General features: G+C 57.8%; 18 protein-coding genes. All 18 read left to right on the top strand.

Going from position 1 to position 13,465, the window contains the following annotated elements:
• The first annotated feature begins 83 nt into the window (after window positions 1-83).
• The gene (locus BMZ79_RS22550) at window positions 84-566 is read left to right on the top strand and encodes a phage terminase small subunit P27 family (RefSeq protein ID WP_256253000.1); all 483 of its coding nucleotides are present in this window, start codon (window positions 84-86) and stop codon (window positions 564-566) included.
• Window positions 567-663: 97 nt separating this feature from the next.
• The gene (locus tag BMZ79_RS22555) at window positions 664-2,334 is read left to right on the top strand and encodes a terminase large subunit (RefSeq protein WP_256253001.1); all 1,671 of its coding nucleotides are present in this window, start codon (window positions 664-666) and stop codon (window positions 2,332-2,334) included.
• Between the two features lie 116 nt (window positions 2,335-2,450).
• Window positions 2,451-3,620, top strand: a complete 1,170-nt coding sequence (locus BMZ79_RS22560; RefSeq protein WP_177222276.1) for a phage portal protein — start codon at window positions 2,451-2,453, stop codon at window positions 3,618-3,620.
• Window positions 3,607-4,185 (top strand): HK97 family phage prohead protease, encoded by a 579-nt coding sequence (locus BMZ79_RS22565; RefSeq protein WP_090644159.1) that lies wholly within the window; start codon window positions 3,607-3,609, stop codon window positions 4,183-4,185. Before BMZ79_RS22560 ends, BMZ79_RS22565 begins: the two co-directional genes overlap by 14 nt.
• Before the next feature lie 2 nt (window positions 4,186-4,187).
• Window positions 4,188-5,384, top strand: coding sequence for a phage major capsid protein (locus BMZ79_RS22570; protein WP_177222277.1), 1,197 nt, complete (start codon window positions 4,188-4,190; stop codon window positions 5,382-5,384).
• Window positions 5,385-5,433: 49 nt separating this feature from the next.
• Window positions 5,434-5,952 (top strand): phage gp6-like head-tail connector protein, encoded by a 519-nt coding sequence (locus tag BMZ79_RS22575; protein WP_218154757.1) that lies wholly within the window; start codon window positions 5,434-5,436, stop codon window positions 5,950-5,952.
• Window positions 5,949-6,473, top strand: coding sequence for a hypothetical protein (locus BMZ79_RS22580; RefSeq protein ID WP_090644166.1), 525 nt, complete (start codon window positions 5,949-5,951; stop codon window positions 6,471-6,473). The genes BMZ79_RS22575 and BMZ79_RS22580 overlap by 4 nt, the downstream gene beginning before the upstream one ends.
• The gene (locus BMZ79_RS22585; RefSeq protein ID WP_090644171.1) at window positions 6,473-6,814 is read left to right on the top strand and encodes a hypothetical protein; all 342 of its coding nucleotides are present in this window, start codon (window positions 6,473-6,475) and stop codon (window positions 6,812-6,814) included. The genes BMZ79_RS22580 and BMZ79_RS22585 overlap by 1 nt, the downstream gene beginning before the upstream one ends.
• 13 nt (window positions 6,815-6,827) lie before the next feature.
• Window positions 6,828-7,304 carry a phage neck terminator protein gene (locus tag BMZ79_RS22590; protein WP_090644172.1) on the top strand — a complete coding sequence of 159 codons (477 nt, stop codon included), beginning with the start codon at window positions 6,828-6,830 and terminating at the stop codon, window positions 7,302-7,304.
• The gene (locus BMZ79_RS22595; RefSeq protein ID WP_090644175.1) at window positions 7,291-8,304 is read left to right on the top strand and encodes a DUF3383 family protein; all 1,014 of its coding nucleotides are present in this window, start codon (window positions 7,291-7,293) and stop codon (window positions 8,302-8,304) included. Before BMZ79_RS22590 ends, BMZ79_RS22595 begins: the two co-directional genes overlap by 14 nt.
• Before the next feature lie 14 nt (window positions 8,305-8,318).
• Window positions 8,319-8,711 (top strand): phage structural protein, encoded by a 393-nt coding sequence (locus BMZ79_RS22600; protein WP_090644177.1) that lies wholly within the window; start codon window positions 8,319-8,321, stop codon window positions 8,709-8,711.
• A 19-nt stretch (window positions 8,712-8,730) separates the two neighbouring features.
• Window positions 8,731-9,057 carry a hypothetical protein gene (locus BMZ79_RS22605; RefSeq protein WP_090644180.1) on the top strand — a complete coding sequence of 109 codons (327 nt, stop codon included), beginning with the start codon at window positions 8,731-8,733 and terminating at the stop codon, window positions 9,055-9,057.
• A gap of 124 nt (window positions 9,058-9,181) precedes the next feature.
• On the top strand, window positions 9,182-11,089 hold the full coding sequence (locus BMZ79_RS22610) for a phage tail tape measure protein (RefSeq protein WP_090644183.1): 1,908 nt from the start codon (window positions 9,182-9,184) through the stop codon (window positions 11,087-11,089).
• Complete coding sequence (locus BMZ79_RS22615) at window positions 11,076-11,561, top strand: phage baseplate protein (protein WP_090644185.1); 486 nt, start codon at window positions 11,076-11,078, stop codon at window positions 11,559-11,561. The genes BMZ79_RS22610 and BMZ79_RS22615 overlap by 14 nt, the downstream gene beginning before the upstream one ends.
• Window positions 11,562-11,882, top strand: coding sequence for a phage baseplate plug family protein (locus BMZ79_RS22620; protein WP_090644188.1), 321 nt, complete (start codon window positions 11,562-11,564; stop codon window positions 11,880-11,882).
• Window positions 11,875-12,660 (top strand): phage protein, encoded by a 786-nt coding sequence (locus BMZ79_RS22625; protein WP_090644190.1) that lies wholly within the window; start codon window positions 11,875-11,877, stop codon window positions 12,658-12,660. Before BMZ79_RS22620 ends, BMZ79_RS22625 begins: the two co-directional genes overlap by 8 nt.
• Window positions 12,657-13,043, top strand: a complete 387-nt coding sequence (locus BMZ79_RS22630) for a Gp138 family membrane-puncturing spike protein (protein WP_090644193.1) — start codon at window positions 12,657-12,659, stop codon at window positions 13,041-13,043. The genes BMZ79_RS22625 and BMZ79_RS22630 overlap by 4 nt, the downstream gene beginning before the upstream one ends.
• On the top strand, window positions 13,031-13,375 hold the full coding sequence (locus BMZ79_RS22635; RefSeq protein WP_090644195.1) for a contractile injection system sheath initiator: 345 nt from the start codon (window positions 13,031-13,033) through the stop codon (window positions 13,373-13,375). Before BMZ79_RS22630 ends, BMZ79_RS22635 begins: the two co-directional genes overlap by 13 nt.
• Window positions 13,376-13,465 lie beyond the last annotated feature (90 nt).

Consider the following 13,465-nt stretch of genomic DNA (forward strand, 5'->3'; position numbering starts at 1 on the left):
TAGACCGCGCCCCCCTCTAACGTGAAAAAATGTCCCCAAAACAGTTTGAGAAACGAGGTCGTTTTGAAAGGAGGAAATTGGAAGTGAATCAGATCGTTCGATTCGATCATATGCGTGTTGGCCAAAAGGGCGGCGGGAAGCATTGGACGAAGGAAGAAGTTCAATCGCGGGAAGACGCGGCGAAGGTGTTTGAAAGGAAGAAGAAGCGGAATTTGAAGATTCCATCTTGGCTGGACGACAACGCTCGGAAGATCTGGCGGAAAATCGTCCGGGACATGGAGGAGTTCGAGATCTTCGATGCCGTCGACGAAGACGTGCTGGCTGCATACTGCGACGCCGTCGCCAAACACCAAGCCATGAACGAGCTGATCGATACGCTGGGCTTCACCGCGGAAGGCAAGGGCGGCCAGGAAATTATCAGCCCTCACGTCACCATGGCTCAGAACTATGCTCGGTTAATTCTTCAATTCGCGGAGAAGCTCGGCATCACAGCAGGGGCGCGGGCTCGTCTGGCCAAGCGGATGGCGGAAGGCGGGAAGGACAATAATGACGACCTCTTCGGATAATTGGGAGGATGTTCACCCCGTTAATCGATACGCCGCGGAGATCGTGACTGGCGTCCGCCCCAGCGGTAGGATGGAATGGCTGGCCTGTAAGCGTCACTTGGACGACCTGCAGAGACAGGCGACGGAGGGCTTTCCGTATGTTTTCGACGAGAGCAGGGCCGATCGCCTTTATGATTGGTTCGAGCGCTGCTGCCGGCATGTCCGAGGCCCGTTCTCTGGCGAGTTGATCGAGCTGCTTCCGTTTCAAAAGTTTGACCTGGGCTGTATCTTCGGCTGGGTGCACATGGATTCGGGGAAGCGGCGGTTCAAGAAAGCATATAACCAGCGTGCCCGCGGCAACGTCAAGTCCACCGAAATGAGCGGCCTTGCCCTCTATGCAATGTGCGGGGACTGCGTGTATCCGCCCGGAATGCCGGAGTTCAAACGCTTCGAAGAGAGCCCGGAAGTCGAATGCGCTGCCGTCGATAAGCAACAAGCGAAGCGGGTATGGCTCGATGCTCAGAAGATGGGCGAAGCGAGTCCGGATATTCTCAAGCGATTGCGAATTAAGCGGACCTATATCGAACATGCCACCCGCGGTGGCTGGCTGCGGCCATTGTCCAAGGACACCAAGAACAAGGATTCCGGGGCACCTTGCATCGTCATCATCGACGAATACCACGCCCACGCGACAAGCGAAATCGTAGACGTTTTGTATTCGGGCTTCGGTAAACGGCTTCAGTCCTTGATGCTGATTATCACGACAGCCGGGAAGGATGCCGAAAACAGCCCATGCAAAAAGGAATACGATGCACTGTGCAAGATGCTCGCCGGCGAGACGCCAATGAATGATACCTACTTCGTGATGATTCGCGAGCTCGAGAAGGACGATGATCCGCACGATGAATCCGCCTGGGTCAAGGCGAACCCCATCTTGCAGGAGGACAATGAATACGCCACCGAGCTGCGGGGGCAAATCCGTGCCGAGCATGACGAGGCGTACAACACCGGCGACCCGGCGAAAATCCGCGAATGGCTGACGAAGCGGGTAAACTTATGGCAGACGGACAGCGAGAACAAATACATGTCCGGCATCATGGACAAATGGAAGGCGCTCGGGATCTCCCGCAGCGCTTTTTTGGCGTTGGTCCGCGGCCGAGAAGGAACGGCTGGCCTCGACTTATCCAAGACGACCGACTTGACGGGGGACGGCTTTGTCTTTCGCCTCGATGATGGCCGCTTTGCGATTACCGCGCATGGGTTTATGCCGCAGGAGACTGCAACCAAGCATGAGCACTCCGATCGTGTCCCGTACAAAGATTGGGCGCGCGACGGCTGGTGTACGCTGACCGAAGGCGCGGTGACGGACTATCGGTACATCCGGCAGCATTTCGAGGACCTGAAGGAAGCGGAAGACTGGAGGATCAAAGAAGTCTGCTTCGATGATTACAACGCTACGCATTTCGTGCAGGAGCTGGAGATTGAAGGCTATGAGATGGTGAAAATTCCGCAGCTGATGAAGGTGCTGTCCGCGCCAACGAAGTTCTTCCGCGAGCTCGTTTTGAAAGGGCAAATCGTCCATGACGGCAGCCCTCTGTTAACCTGGTGCTTGTCCAATGCGGTCGAGCTCGTCGATACGAATGGCAACATCAAGCTATCCAAGAAGCATAAGGACGACAGCCAGCGCATCGACTTGATTGCGGCAGTCATTAACGCCATGACGCGGGCGATGCTGCTTGATGTGAAGGTCGACATGAACAAACACATCATGAACGGCTTCACGTTCTAACGAAAGGGGGTGAGAGTATCGCAAAGCGAAGGAAGTGGCGGTTTTGGGAGCGGCGATCAGCGGATGACCCGTGGCGTTCCTACTGGCGGCGGCCGAGGGACGATGGCACGACTTACGTGGCCACGGACCGCGCCGTCTTAAACAGCAACGTCTACACCGTAGCGTCCGTTTTGGGCGGGGATGTCGGCAAGTTCCCCTTCCAGGTATACAAGCGGCAGGGCAGCAGCATCAAGCGCGACAGCAAGCATCCCGTCGCCAAGCTCGTGAGCAAAAAGGCGAATCCCTTTATGACGGCCTACACGTTCAAGGAGACGATGATGGTCAACATGATCGTATGGGGCAATGCCTACGCGAACATTGAATTTGACCGCGACGGGTACCCGAAGGCGCTGTGGCCGCTTGATCCGGCACGCACCGACGTCTATTTGACGCTATCCGGTGAGGTCTATTACATCACGCAGCTGCCGAACGGTACCCTGCGCAAGTTGTGGCCGGATGAAGTGCTGCATTTCAAAGCCATCGGGAACGGCTTAAAGGGCATTACGCCGATTGAGGTTATTCGGGAAGAGCTGGGCGTTCAGAAGGCGCAAAAGTCGTTCCTGAGCCGCTTTTACAACAAAGGGACGAACGTCAGCGGCATTTTGGATGTGGAAAGCGACGTGCCCCTGTCCCCGGATGCGAAAGAAATCATCCGGACGGAGTTTGAGAAAGCGACGTCGGGCATGGACAATGCCGCCCGCGTGGCCGTCATGGACAAGACGATGAAGTACACGCCGCTCGGCATGCCGCTGAAGGACGCCGAATTCATCGCAACGACCAAGTTTGGGATTGCGGAAGTGGCCAAAATCTACAAAGTGCCGGGGTACAAGCTCGGGATCGCGGACGTGAAGTACAGCAACATGGAAAACCAGTCGCTGGAATACGTCAAGAATACGCTGCAGCCGCTGGTTACGAACTGGGAACAGGAGATGGATGACAAGCTGTTCACGGCTCCGGAGCAAGAGAAGTATTACATCAAGGCGAACATGACGAGCGAACTGCGCGGTGACATGGCGACGCGGGCCAACTATTACAAAACGATGTTGGAAGCGGGCGTGTACAGCATAAACGAGGTGCGGGCGATGGAAGAGGAAGACAGCATCGGACCGGACGGCGACAAGCACTTCGTTTCGCTGAACTTCGTGAACCTGGCTAACATGGACGCGTACCAGAACGCAAAGGCCGGCATGAAAGGGGGTGAGGACAATCAAGAGGGAAACACGATTCCTCCGGATGACGCAGCTTGAAACCCGGGCAACCGGCGATGACGGTAAAAAGCTGCAGATTTCCGGCTACGCGGCCAAGTTTAACACCCGATCGCAGCTGCTCTATGGGGAGTTTTACGAGGTCATTTCGCCGGGTGCGTTCGCCCGTAGCTTGCAGGACAATACCGTGAAGGCGCTATGGAATCATAATTTCGACATTGTACTGGGATCGACCAAGAGCGGCACCCTTCGTTTGGCGGAAGATGACATCGGTTTGCGCATGGATGTCGATCTGCCGGACAACGAATGGGGCCGTTTTGCGTTTGATGCGGTGCAGCGCGGCGACGTGGACGGCGTTTCGTTCGGGTTTTCCATTCCGGAAGGCGGTTCGGACTTCATCTATTTGCCCGACGAGGGCTATTACCTTCGCACACTGATCGCCATCGACTTGTATGAGGTATCGCCGACCGGTTTTCCGGCATACCGGGACACCGAGCTCGGGGCGGAACAACGCAATGTCCAGGCGGACTTCGGCATTCAGCCGGTCTCCGCCCGGAACGAAGAAATGCGCAGCTTGCTATGCCAAATTGAACTCATGGGGGTATAACCTTGAAATATCTGAAGCTGATAAACGAGAAGAAGCAGAAAATCGCCGAAAAACGCGCCCAAGCACACCAGCTGGCCAGTGAAAACAAGCTCGAGGAAGTCCGTACGCTGACCGTGGAAATGCGGACCTTGACCGATGAAGTCAAGACGCTGGAGGACTTGGACGCGCTCGAGAACGAACCGCCTGCGCCGAACCCGGCCGATCCGATTCCCGATCCCGTCAACCCGCAGGAAATGCGCAATGCGCAGCGCGTAATGGCCCTGCTCGAGTCGAAGGAATACCGGAGCGCCTTCATCAACCATCTTCGCAAACGGGCCGACCGGCAAGATTTCGGCGTCTTGAACGAGGCGCGGGCGCTTTCGGCGCTCACGGGGGCGGATGGCGGCTTCCTCGTACCGAAGGATATCGACCTCGAAATCATTCGGCTGAAGCGGGCATTGCCGAAGCTGGAAACGCTGTGCCGGGTGATAGATGTGAAGTCGCTCTCGGGAACGCGCAATATCGAGACGGGCTCCAACTATACGAAGTTCCAGACCGTCGCCGAACTGACCGCGATGACTGAGCTGGCGACGCCGAAATTCGCGCAAATCTCGTATGCCATCACGGATAAAGCCGGCTTCATCCAAATTCCGAATGACCTGCTGGAGGATGGAAGCGAAGCTGAAATCATGGCGTACCTAGCCGAATGGATTGCCCGCGGCGTCGTTGGCACACGCAATGACGGTATCCTGACGCTGCTTGCGGCCATTGTGAACCCGGTCACGATTGCCGGTATTCCGGACCTGAAGAAGATCCTGAATCTGACGCTTGACCCGGCGATTGCCGCGCTGGCATCGATCATCACGAACCAAGATGGCTTCAATTACTTCGACGGGCTCGTGGACGGACAAGGTCGTCCGCTGCTGCAGCCCGATCCGTCCCAGCCGACGAAGAAAATGCTGCTCGGCAAGCCGGTCGAAGTCGTGCCAAACGCGATCCTGCCGACGACGGGCACGACGACGAAGAAAGCGCCGTGTTACATCGGTTCGTTCGCGGATTACGTGGCCATCTTCGACCGTGCGGGCTACCGGATCGACACGACGACCGAAGGCGGCGACGCATGGCGCAAAAACTCCACGGAAGCGCGGGCCATTTACCGCGATGACATGAAGAAAATCGACGACGCGGCCGTCGTAAACGGACAAATCACGATTCCTTAAGGGGGCGCTTCGGCGCTCTCTTCTTGTGAGGTGCGGCATGCTGACAACCTTGGAACGATTGAAAGGGATGCCCGGCTTCGCTATGTACGATGCCGATTATTTGACGCTGCTGATCGCCGCGGCCAGCGCGCAGATTGAGGCGTATTTGAACCGCAAGCTGGCGCTGCAGGAAGTCACCGAGCGCAAGAACGGCAGCGAGGCATCCCCGTATTTGCATCTCTCGCGGTACCCGATCGTCGGCGAGGTCACGGCCGAAGTGTGCGGCGAACCGTTAGATGATGTTGACGTCCTGAATCCAGAGCTTGGCCGGCTGTACCGCAAGGGCGGCTGGCCAAGCGGGATCGGGAATGTCCGCGTTACCTATACCGGCGGGTACATCCTGCCGGGCAACGATGACTCAAACCTGCCGGATAACATCGAGCTGGCCTGCATCTTGGAAGTCCAGCAGCTGATGCGCACACCAGGCGTCACGTCGGAGCGTGTTGGCGAAATTTCCGTCACGTATGCGACGGAAAAGATGAGCAGCGCAAGCCGAAGCCTGCTTGACGGCTACCGGAGGTTTGCATGAAAGGGAAGAAGACGCGCATGAAGCGCGCCTCGGTGGACATCGAGGAAACCAGTTACCTGCCGGCCATTATGAAGCAGCTGGAAGAGCTCGTCAGTTACGAAGTGCTGATCGGGATGAAGGCGGACGACCCGGAAACGGCAATCGCAGGCGCAGTCAATGAATTCGGCTCCGAAAAGCAGGGCATCCCGGCCCGTCCGTTCATCCGCTCGAGCGCAAACAAAGTCAATCTGGCGGTCACCAAGGTCGCGAAGGAACACTTGAAGCGCCTGGCAACCGGCTCGCTTAACGTTCACGCCATGCTGCAGGAAATTGGCGCGTTGGGAACGGCCAAGATGCTGGCCAACTTCGATAAAGTAAACGGACCGGCCCTCTCGCCGATCTACGCGAAGCGGAAGCAGGGCACCAAATTGCTCGTGGACACGGACAAATTGCGCGAAGCCATTTCGTTCGAGGTGCAAAAGCGGGCGACCTTCAAGTCCAAATCATGGGGCAAGCTGCCCAAGAAAGGCAGGCGAGGCTGATGATTCGCTTTTCCGGCACGCTTGCGCGGTTCGCCGTCGCCTACAGCACGTACAGCGAAGGCGGAGGCGTGTACAACCAAGAGGGCGTGTATGTGCCGGCTGCAAAGCCCCCGCGGACCTGCTACGGCGTTATACAGCCGCTGTCCGCGCGGACGCTCAGCATGGATAATGCGCGGTTTACGAGCGATGACCGCTTGCTGCTGAGCGGCGAGCCGCACGTCATCGGCGACAAGGTCCAGTACGCCGGACAGGTGTACCGAATTGAGGAGATCGATGACCGGAGCGGGTATGCGGATTTTACCACCTACCGGATGAAGCAGGTGAGCGGCCGTGCTGTATAAACGCCTGCGAGCTGTGCTTATTCCGATCCTGAACCAAGTTCTGGGCGTGCCGGTCATTGAGGCGAACAGCGAAGGCGAGCCGCCGCCGGGCAGCTTCATCACGTTTAAAAGCCTGCAGCCGATGGGGCGGGCGCTCGGCCAGCCAATCGAAACCTTGTCCGTCGACCGCCGCAAGATCGTGCAGCAGGACATCGTCATGACCATGACCTTCACCATGTACGGGGAGGACAAGGGCGAATGCATTGAGCTAGCGGTGAAGGCAGCGGAATGCCTCCAGACGGACGGCTACCGGGCGTTGAAGGACGCCGGCATTGTGCTCGTGGAGCTCGGCGAGATGACCGCGAATGATTTGAAGCTGGGCGATACCTGGGAACGGCGCACCCTGTTCGATGCGGATTTCCGGATGACCCATACCATGACAGCGAAGACGGCCATCGAGACGATCGAGACGGCCGATGTGAAAGGAGTGTTTTTACATGTCCGGCATTAACGACGTAACCGTCAGCATTACCGTGCAGCAGCCGACGCCGAAAATCGGCTTCGGGAAAATCCTGATCCTCGGCGCAAGCGACGCGGGGAAGGACTATACCACCTATTCGAATTTATCCGGCGTTGCGGCGGACTACGGCATCACGACGAGCGAATACAAGATGGCGGCGGCTATCTTTGGGCAGGGCGACTTTGCCCCGCCCGAAATCGCCATCTACGGCCGTAAAACAGGCTCCGGCCCGGAGACGATGGCGCAAGCCATCACGAAGCTGCTGCTGAAAGACTGGTATTTCCTGCTCAGCACGAGCATGGTGCCCACGGACATCCAGACATTGGGCGACGCGGTCGAGGCGGACGACGGCCGGCAATATGTTGCCCGGACGGACAGCAAGGTGGATCTGGCCACGATCAAGGCGAAGAAGTACAAGCGCACGACGGCAGCCTATCATCCGAACGCGGCAACCGAATTCATGGATGCGGCTTGGCTCGGCGCGTGCGCCTCGAAAGACGTCGGGTCCATTACGTGGAAGTTCAAGAAGCTGGTCGGTATCTCGCCGGTCGCCGTCGATGCGACGGAGCTCGCGAGCATTCATGCCCTGAACGCCAACACGTATGTCACGAAAGCCGGCGACGACCAAACCAGCGAAGGGATCACGGTGAACGGCACGTACATCGACCTCGTGCATGCGGAAGATTACGTCAAAGCTAACATTGCGCTAGGCGTGCAAAAGCTGCTGAATAGCACCGATAAGGTCCCGTACGATGATGGCGGGATCGCCCAGGTGGAAAGCGTCGTGCGGACGGTGCTGCAGCGCTGCTTGACGCAGGGCATTATCGCCAGGGACGCGGACGGCGTCGGCCTATACGGCACCGATTTCGCGCCGCGCATCGACACGGACGCCGCGGATCGCGCCGCACGCCGCTATACACGCGGCACCTTCTGGTTCAACCTGGCCGGTGCCATCCATTCGGCCGCCATTCAAGGCGAAATTAAGTTTTAAGGAGGCGAACCGCCGTGATTCAAACGTATGATGCCAAAAACGTGTCCGTCATCGTCAATAACGTCTATTTGACCGGCTTCTCGGAAGACATCGTTGAAATCGAGAAGGACGAAGACACTTATGACGTCAAAGTCGGAGCGCAGGGCGACGTCGTCCGGACGCGAAACAACAATCCGCTCGGCACGATCAAGGTGACGCTGCAGGCGAGCAGCCCGCAGGTGCCGATGCTGGATAAGCTAGCCAATGCCGGCACGCTAGTGCCGGTCTCGGTCATCTCAAGCGGCGCTAACAAGGAGACCTCGACGGCCTCCCAAGCGTTTCTCACGAAACCGTCCGCCCGGAAGTACGGCAAACAGGCGGATGACCGCGAATACGAATTTAAGTGCCTGGATCTCACGATTAACTAAACGGAAAGGATGAATCAACATGAGTCAGCCAGCAAAGCCTTTTAAGCAAAAAACCTTCATATCCAGCAGCGGCACGGAGTACGTCTTCCAGTTCCCCGGCATTCGCAAAGCGGTGCAGATTCAAGACAAAATTTCGGACAAGCATGGCCAAGTGAACGGGGAAGCCCTCGTCGACGAGCTGCTTCGGCATGTCATCGTGCAACCGAAAATGACCATGGAAGATTTCGAAGACCTCGGAGAGCTAACGGAGGTCGCCGACGCGGCGAGCGACTTTCTGTTTGCCAGGAAAAGCCGTGAACGAGACGTTCCACCTGAACCAAGCGGAGATACTGTGGCCGGCATTTAGGCTGCTCTTCTCGGACATGAACGTGACCTATACGGAAGTCATGGCTATGGATTGGGACGAGCTGCACACGGCGAATGCCGCGCTGAAGCTGTACGACAACATGCGGAAGAAGGGCGGGTGAACCATGTCGGGCGGCATTTTAAGCAACCTGAAAATTGGTGTCATCTTCAAAGTGCCCATCAAGCCCCTTGCCTCGGTCAATGACAAGCTGAAGACCATGAAAGACAAGGCGCTCGAGGCCGGCGGGGGCTTTGATGACCTGAAAGGGCGCGTCGTCGGGTTTATCGGGATCGGCGGGAACCTCGGCCAGATGGTCGACGGGCTGGCCGATTCCTTCTTCAACCAAACGAATGCGTTTAAGGAGCTGCAAATTCAAACCGGGGCGACGGGCGCGGAGCTGGACAGCATGAAGCAGTCCACTACGGAGCTTTATAAGAAAGGCTTTGGCGAGGGCTGGGACGACATCACGAACACCATGGCCAGCATCAAGCAAAGCACCAACCTGGTCGGCGACGCGCTGAAGGTCGCGACGCGGGATGCCATCGCGCTGCGCGATCACTTCCACATCGATCCGGAAGATTCCATTCGGACAGCCGACACCTTGATGAAGAACTTCGGCATCACGGCGGACCAGGCATATAACCTGTTCGTCCAGGGCCAGCAAAAGGGGCTGAACAAGGCCGGGGACATGCTGGACACCTTGAACGAATACGCCCCGCAGTTTAAGCAGCTCGGCTTTTCGGCCAGCGACATGATGGATACACTTGCTGCAGGCGCCCAAAAGGGCGCTTTTAATTTGGACAAGGTCGGGGATGCGGTCAAGGAATTCGGCCTCCGGGTGAAAGACGGTAGCGGCCAGGGCGCGCAGGCGATGAGCAAGTGGCTCGGCAAGAAGAAGGCGCAGGAATACATGAGCGCCTTTGCGAAAGGCGGTGCTGGCGCAAAAACCGCCTTCACCGAAGTCGTCCAGCAGCTGGGGAAGGTGCAGAACGCGTCGGAAAAGAACTACCTATCCACGCAGCTCTTCGGCACGCAGTATGAAGACCTCGGTAAGGATGTCATCGCCGCCTTCGCCGATGTGCCGAAGCAGTTTGACGTGCTGAAGCAGTCGATGGACGAGGCGGCAAAACCGGGCTTTATGCAGTCGCTCCAGGGGCTTGGCCGGACCATTCAGGTGAATTTGATCGCGCCGATCGGCACGAAGCTCGCGCCGAAGCTGCAGCAGTTTTCCGGCTGGCTGCAGAAGCATCCTTCAACGGTCAAAACAATGACGATGGTCATCGGCGGGCTGGCGCTCGGGCTCGGCGCGCTGGTCGCGGTGACGTACACGGTCGCGGCCGTGCAGGGGATCGCATCCATGGCGGTCGCCGGCTGGAACACGGTGACCAAGGTCGCCTCGGTTGTTACGAAAGCGTGGACGGCCGTGCAATGGCTACTGAATGCCGCGATGGCGGCCAATCCGATCGTGCTGATTGTTCTCGGCATTGCGGCGCTCGTCGCGGGCATTATTATCGCCTATAAAAAGGTCGGCTGGTTCCGGGACGCCGTCAACAGCTTATGGGACGGCCTGAAAAAAGGTGTATCCATCGTCGGCAATGCGGTTTCCGAAGCCTGGGGCGCGGTCAAGTCGGGCGTCATATCCGGCATTAACTGGGTTCTCGGCAAGGTCAATTCCGTCATCAAAAGCGTCAACAAGGTCACGTCCAAGCTGCCGAAAGCGCTCGGCGGCGGTGCGCTGCAGATTTCGACGATCCCGCTGATTGGCGGCGACAAACCGGACGGCTCGCATCGGTCGGGCCTCGATAACGTGCCCTTTGACGGGTACCGCGCCGAATTGCATAAAGGAGAACGCGTGCTCACGAAACGAGAGAACGAGCACTACGGCAAACAGCCGCCCGTTGAAGTGCATGTGCATGTCGCGGGCACCAATGCCACGGCGGCCGACATCGCAACGGCCGTTAAAAAGGTAGTCCAAGATATTTTCAGCAGCGCGATGCGCCGGGAGGGGCTTGAAGTCAGTGGCCAAACTTGACAGCTACACCATCACGGTCGAAACGGAAACGCCGGGCTATGAAGTCGTATTGCCGCAGCAGCCGGTCGAAGATGGGATTGACGTGACGGATCATGTCCGGGAGAGTCCGCAGACCCTCAACCTCTCCGGCTGGGTGGTCGGGGCGGATGCGGACAAAATCCGAAAATACATCCTCAGCTGCATGAAAGGCGGGAAAGTCGTCTCATTTCAGGGGCGAACATTCTTCAGCGGCCTGATCGGTTCGTTTGCGCCAGCGCACACGGTTGACATCGGGAACGGCTTCAGCTTCACGTTGGAGCTGAAAGAAGCGCGCTTCGCGGCCTTCTCGGCTGTTGGGAAGCTGCCGGCTCCGATCAAGGCCCAGGTGGCCCCCGTCATTTCATCCGGCTATAAGCAAACCAAGAGCAAGAGCAACGGCAAGGGCAAAGGAAAAGTCACAAAGCCGAACGTCGATCCATGGGAGTTGGAATAAATGGACGCCTACATTGACATTGAAAAGGAGCTTATCCCGTATCGGTTTGATGTCTCCTTGGCTGGCGTGCTGTTTACGTTTGAAATTAACTACAACGCTGAAGACGATTATTTCACGGTGGACCTCGAACGCGATCAAGGCGTGCTCGTCACTGGTGAAAAAATCGTGTATGGCTTGCCCTTATTCGTGGACGTGGCGGACAGCCGGTTTCCGGCCATCAGCATCACGCCGCTGGATTCATCCAGAGCAACCGATACCGTTTCGATGGCGACGCTATCCGGAACGGTATTTCTCTATATAGGAGCTGAGGAAGATGCGTAATTTCGGGCGCAGCGTCACGGTCATGATTGACGGGGCTGCCTTTTCTAGCCAAGACTTCACGATCGAAGGCACCGTGCCCTTTGACGCGGACGCCGTGCCAAACGAAGCCGAAATCAAAATCTGGAACCTAAGCCCGCAAACGATCTCCCGGTTTAAGCGGAACGGGACGCTGATCGTGAATGCCGGTTACGTGGGCGACACGGGGACCATCCTGCACGGGTTTATCTCGAACGTGTTGACCGAGGACGACGGGGCGGATTGGGTGACCACCATTCATGTACTGGACAGCGACGACATCAGCAAGCGTGAGGTGAAATCCATCGCCTATGCGCCGAAGACGCTGGCGAGCTACATCCTCAGGCAGATGATTGGGCAGCTGGGACTGCCGCTTGCGAACATGACGCTGGTCCGAGATTATCGCTATGAGGAAGGGTACACGGCGGACGGGCTCGTCACCGACATCGTGCAAAAGGTCGCGGAAGACTGTCAGACCGCCGTGTACATCAATAAGGGCCGGATCTTTGCGCAAAGCATTCGCGCTGGCCGCGAGCTGTTCACGTTGTCTCCGGAGACGGGCCTAATCGGTACGCCGAAGTCCTTCGATGACGGCCACGTGGCCGGTCTTAATGTGACCAGTCAGCTGCAATACCGCATCACGACGGCTTCGGTCCTTGATGTGGTCAGCAAGGGGAAGACGACCCGGTGCTATGTTCGCAGCGGATCGCACAAATTCAGCATGAGCGGAGATTTCGTGACGGAGGTGGAATGCGTCCTATGACCATGAAAGATGTAAGCCTGAACAGCGTGCTTGGCGCCTTTATCGGCCGCGCGCTGCAACAGGTCCGGGTCGCCATTCCGGCGCAGGTGACGGCGTTTGATGAAGCGGCCGGCCTGGCGACAATCAAGCCGCTGGTTAAAGAGTCGGACGCGGAGCCGGCCGTCATTCAAAACGTGCCGCTGCTCGGCTACAAGATCAAGGGAGCGGACGGCACGATTCAAAGCGCCGCGGTCATCGTCGAGCCCGGCGATGTCGTCCTCGTGGTTTGCGCGGACCGCGAAATTAAAAACGTTTTGGCGGGCAAGGCCAGCCGCCCAGACACCGGCCGCCGGCACAGCTTAAACGATGCAGTGATTGTGGGGGTGTTCCCATGTTCTCGCTGAAGGTCAGCGGCGGTGATTTAGTCCTAGAAAACGGGGATTTCGCTACAGTCACGGACAAAGAGGAGCTGGCGCAAAGCGCGGAAATCTTGCTTGGCACAAACCAAGGAGAATGGTTTCTCGATCCGGAAATGGGGCTTAATTTCAGCGCCTTGACCGGGAAGGCGGTCGAAGACGAGACGGCTGCGGAGGCGATCCGCGCCGCCCTGCAGCAAGAACCGCGGATTCAGGGCGTGGAAAGCATCGCATTTGCGCGCAATCAGCGCCAACTGACGGCGACGATCGTCATCACAAGCGAGATGGGCAGCACGGAGGTGAGCACCAGTGGCAACTAGTGGCTTGGACCGCACCGGGTTTAAGCGAGCCCGGTTCGCGGACCTGTTCGACGACATGGAAATCAAGGCGAGGGAAGTGTTCGGGGAACA

The organism is Paenibacillus sp. UNC496MF (assembly GCF_900113915.1).
GTDB classification, from domain to species: domain Bacteria; phylum Bacillota; class Bacilli; order Paenibacillales; family Paenibacillaceae; genus Paenibacillus_Z; species Paenibacillus_Z artemisiicola.

Bases quoted from the DNA above. Each gene is read 5' to 3' on its own strand.
- BMZ79_RS22595 (WP_090644175.1), top strand. From the start codon at position 7,291: ATGTCCGGCATTAACGACGTAACCGTCAGCATTACCGTGCAGCAGCCG.
- BMZ79_RS22580 (WP_090644166.1), top strand. From the start codon at position 5,949: ATGAAAGGGAAGAAGACGCGCATGAAGCGCGCCTCGGTGGACATCGAG.
- BMZ79_RS22585 (WP_090644171.1), top strand. From the start codon at position 6,473: ATGATTCGCTTTTCCGGCACGCTTGCGCGGTTCGCCGTCGCCTACAGC.
- BMZ79_RS22630 (WP_090644193.1), top strand. From the start codon at position 12,657: ATGACCATGAAAGATGTAAGCCTGAACAGCGTGCTTGGCGCCTTTATC.
- BMZ79_RS22565 (WP_090644159.1), top strand. From the start codon at position 3,607: ATGACGCAGCTTGAAACCCGGGCAACCGGCGATGACGGTAAAAAGCTG.
- BMZ79_RS22610 (WP_090644183.1), top strand. From the start codon at position 9,182: ATGTCGGGCGGCATTTTAAGCAACCTGAAAATTGGTGTCATCTTCAAA.
- BMZ79_RS22605 (WP_090644180.1), top strand. From the start codon at position 8,731: ATGAGTCAGCCAGCAAAGCCTTTTAAGCAAAAAACCTTCATATCCAGC.
- BMZ79_RS22635 (WP_090644195.1), top strand. From the start codon at position 13,031: ATGTTCTCGCTGAAGGTCAGCGGCGGTGATTTAGTCCTAGAAAACGGG.
- BMZ79_RS22620 (WP_090644188.1), top strand. From the start codon at position 11,562: ATGGACGCCTACATTGACATTGAAAAGGAGCTTATCCCGTATCGGTTT.
- BMZ79_RS22625 (WP_090644190.1), top strand. From the start codon at position 11,875: ATGCGTAATTTCGGGCGCAGCGTCACGGTCATGATTGACGGGGCTGCC.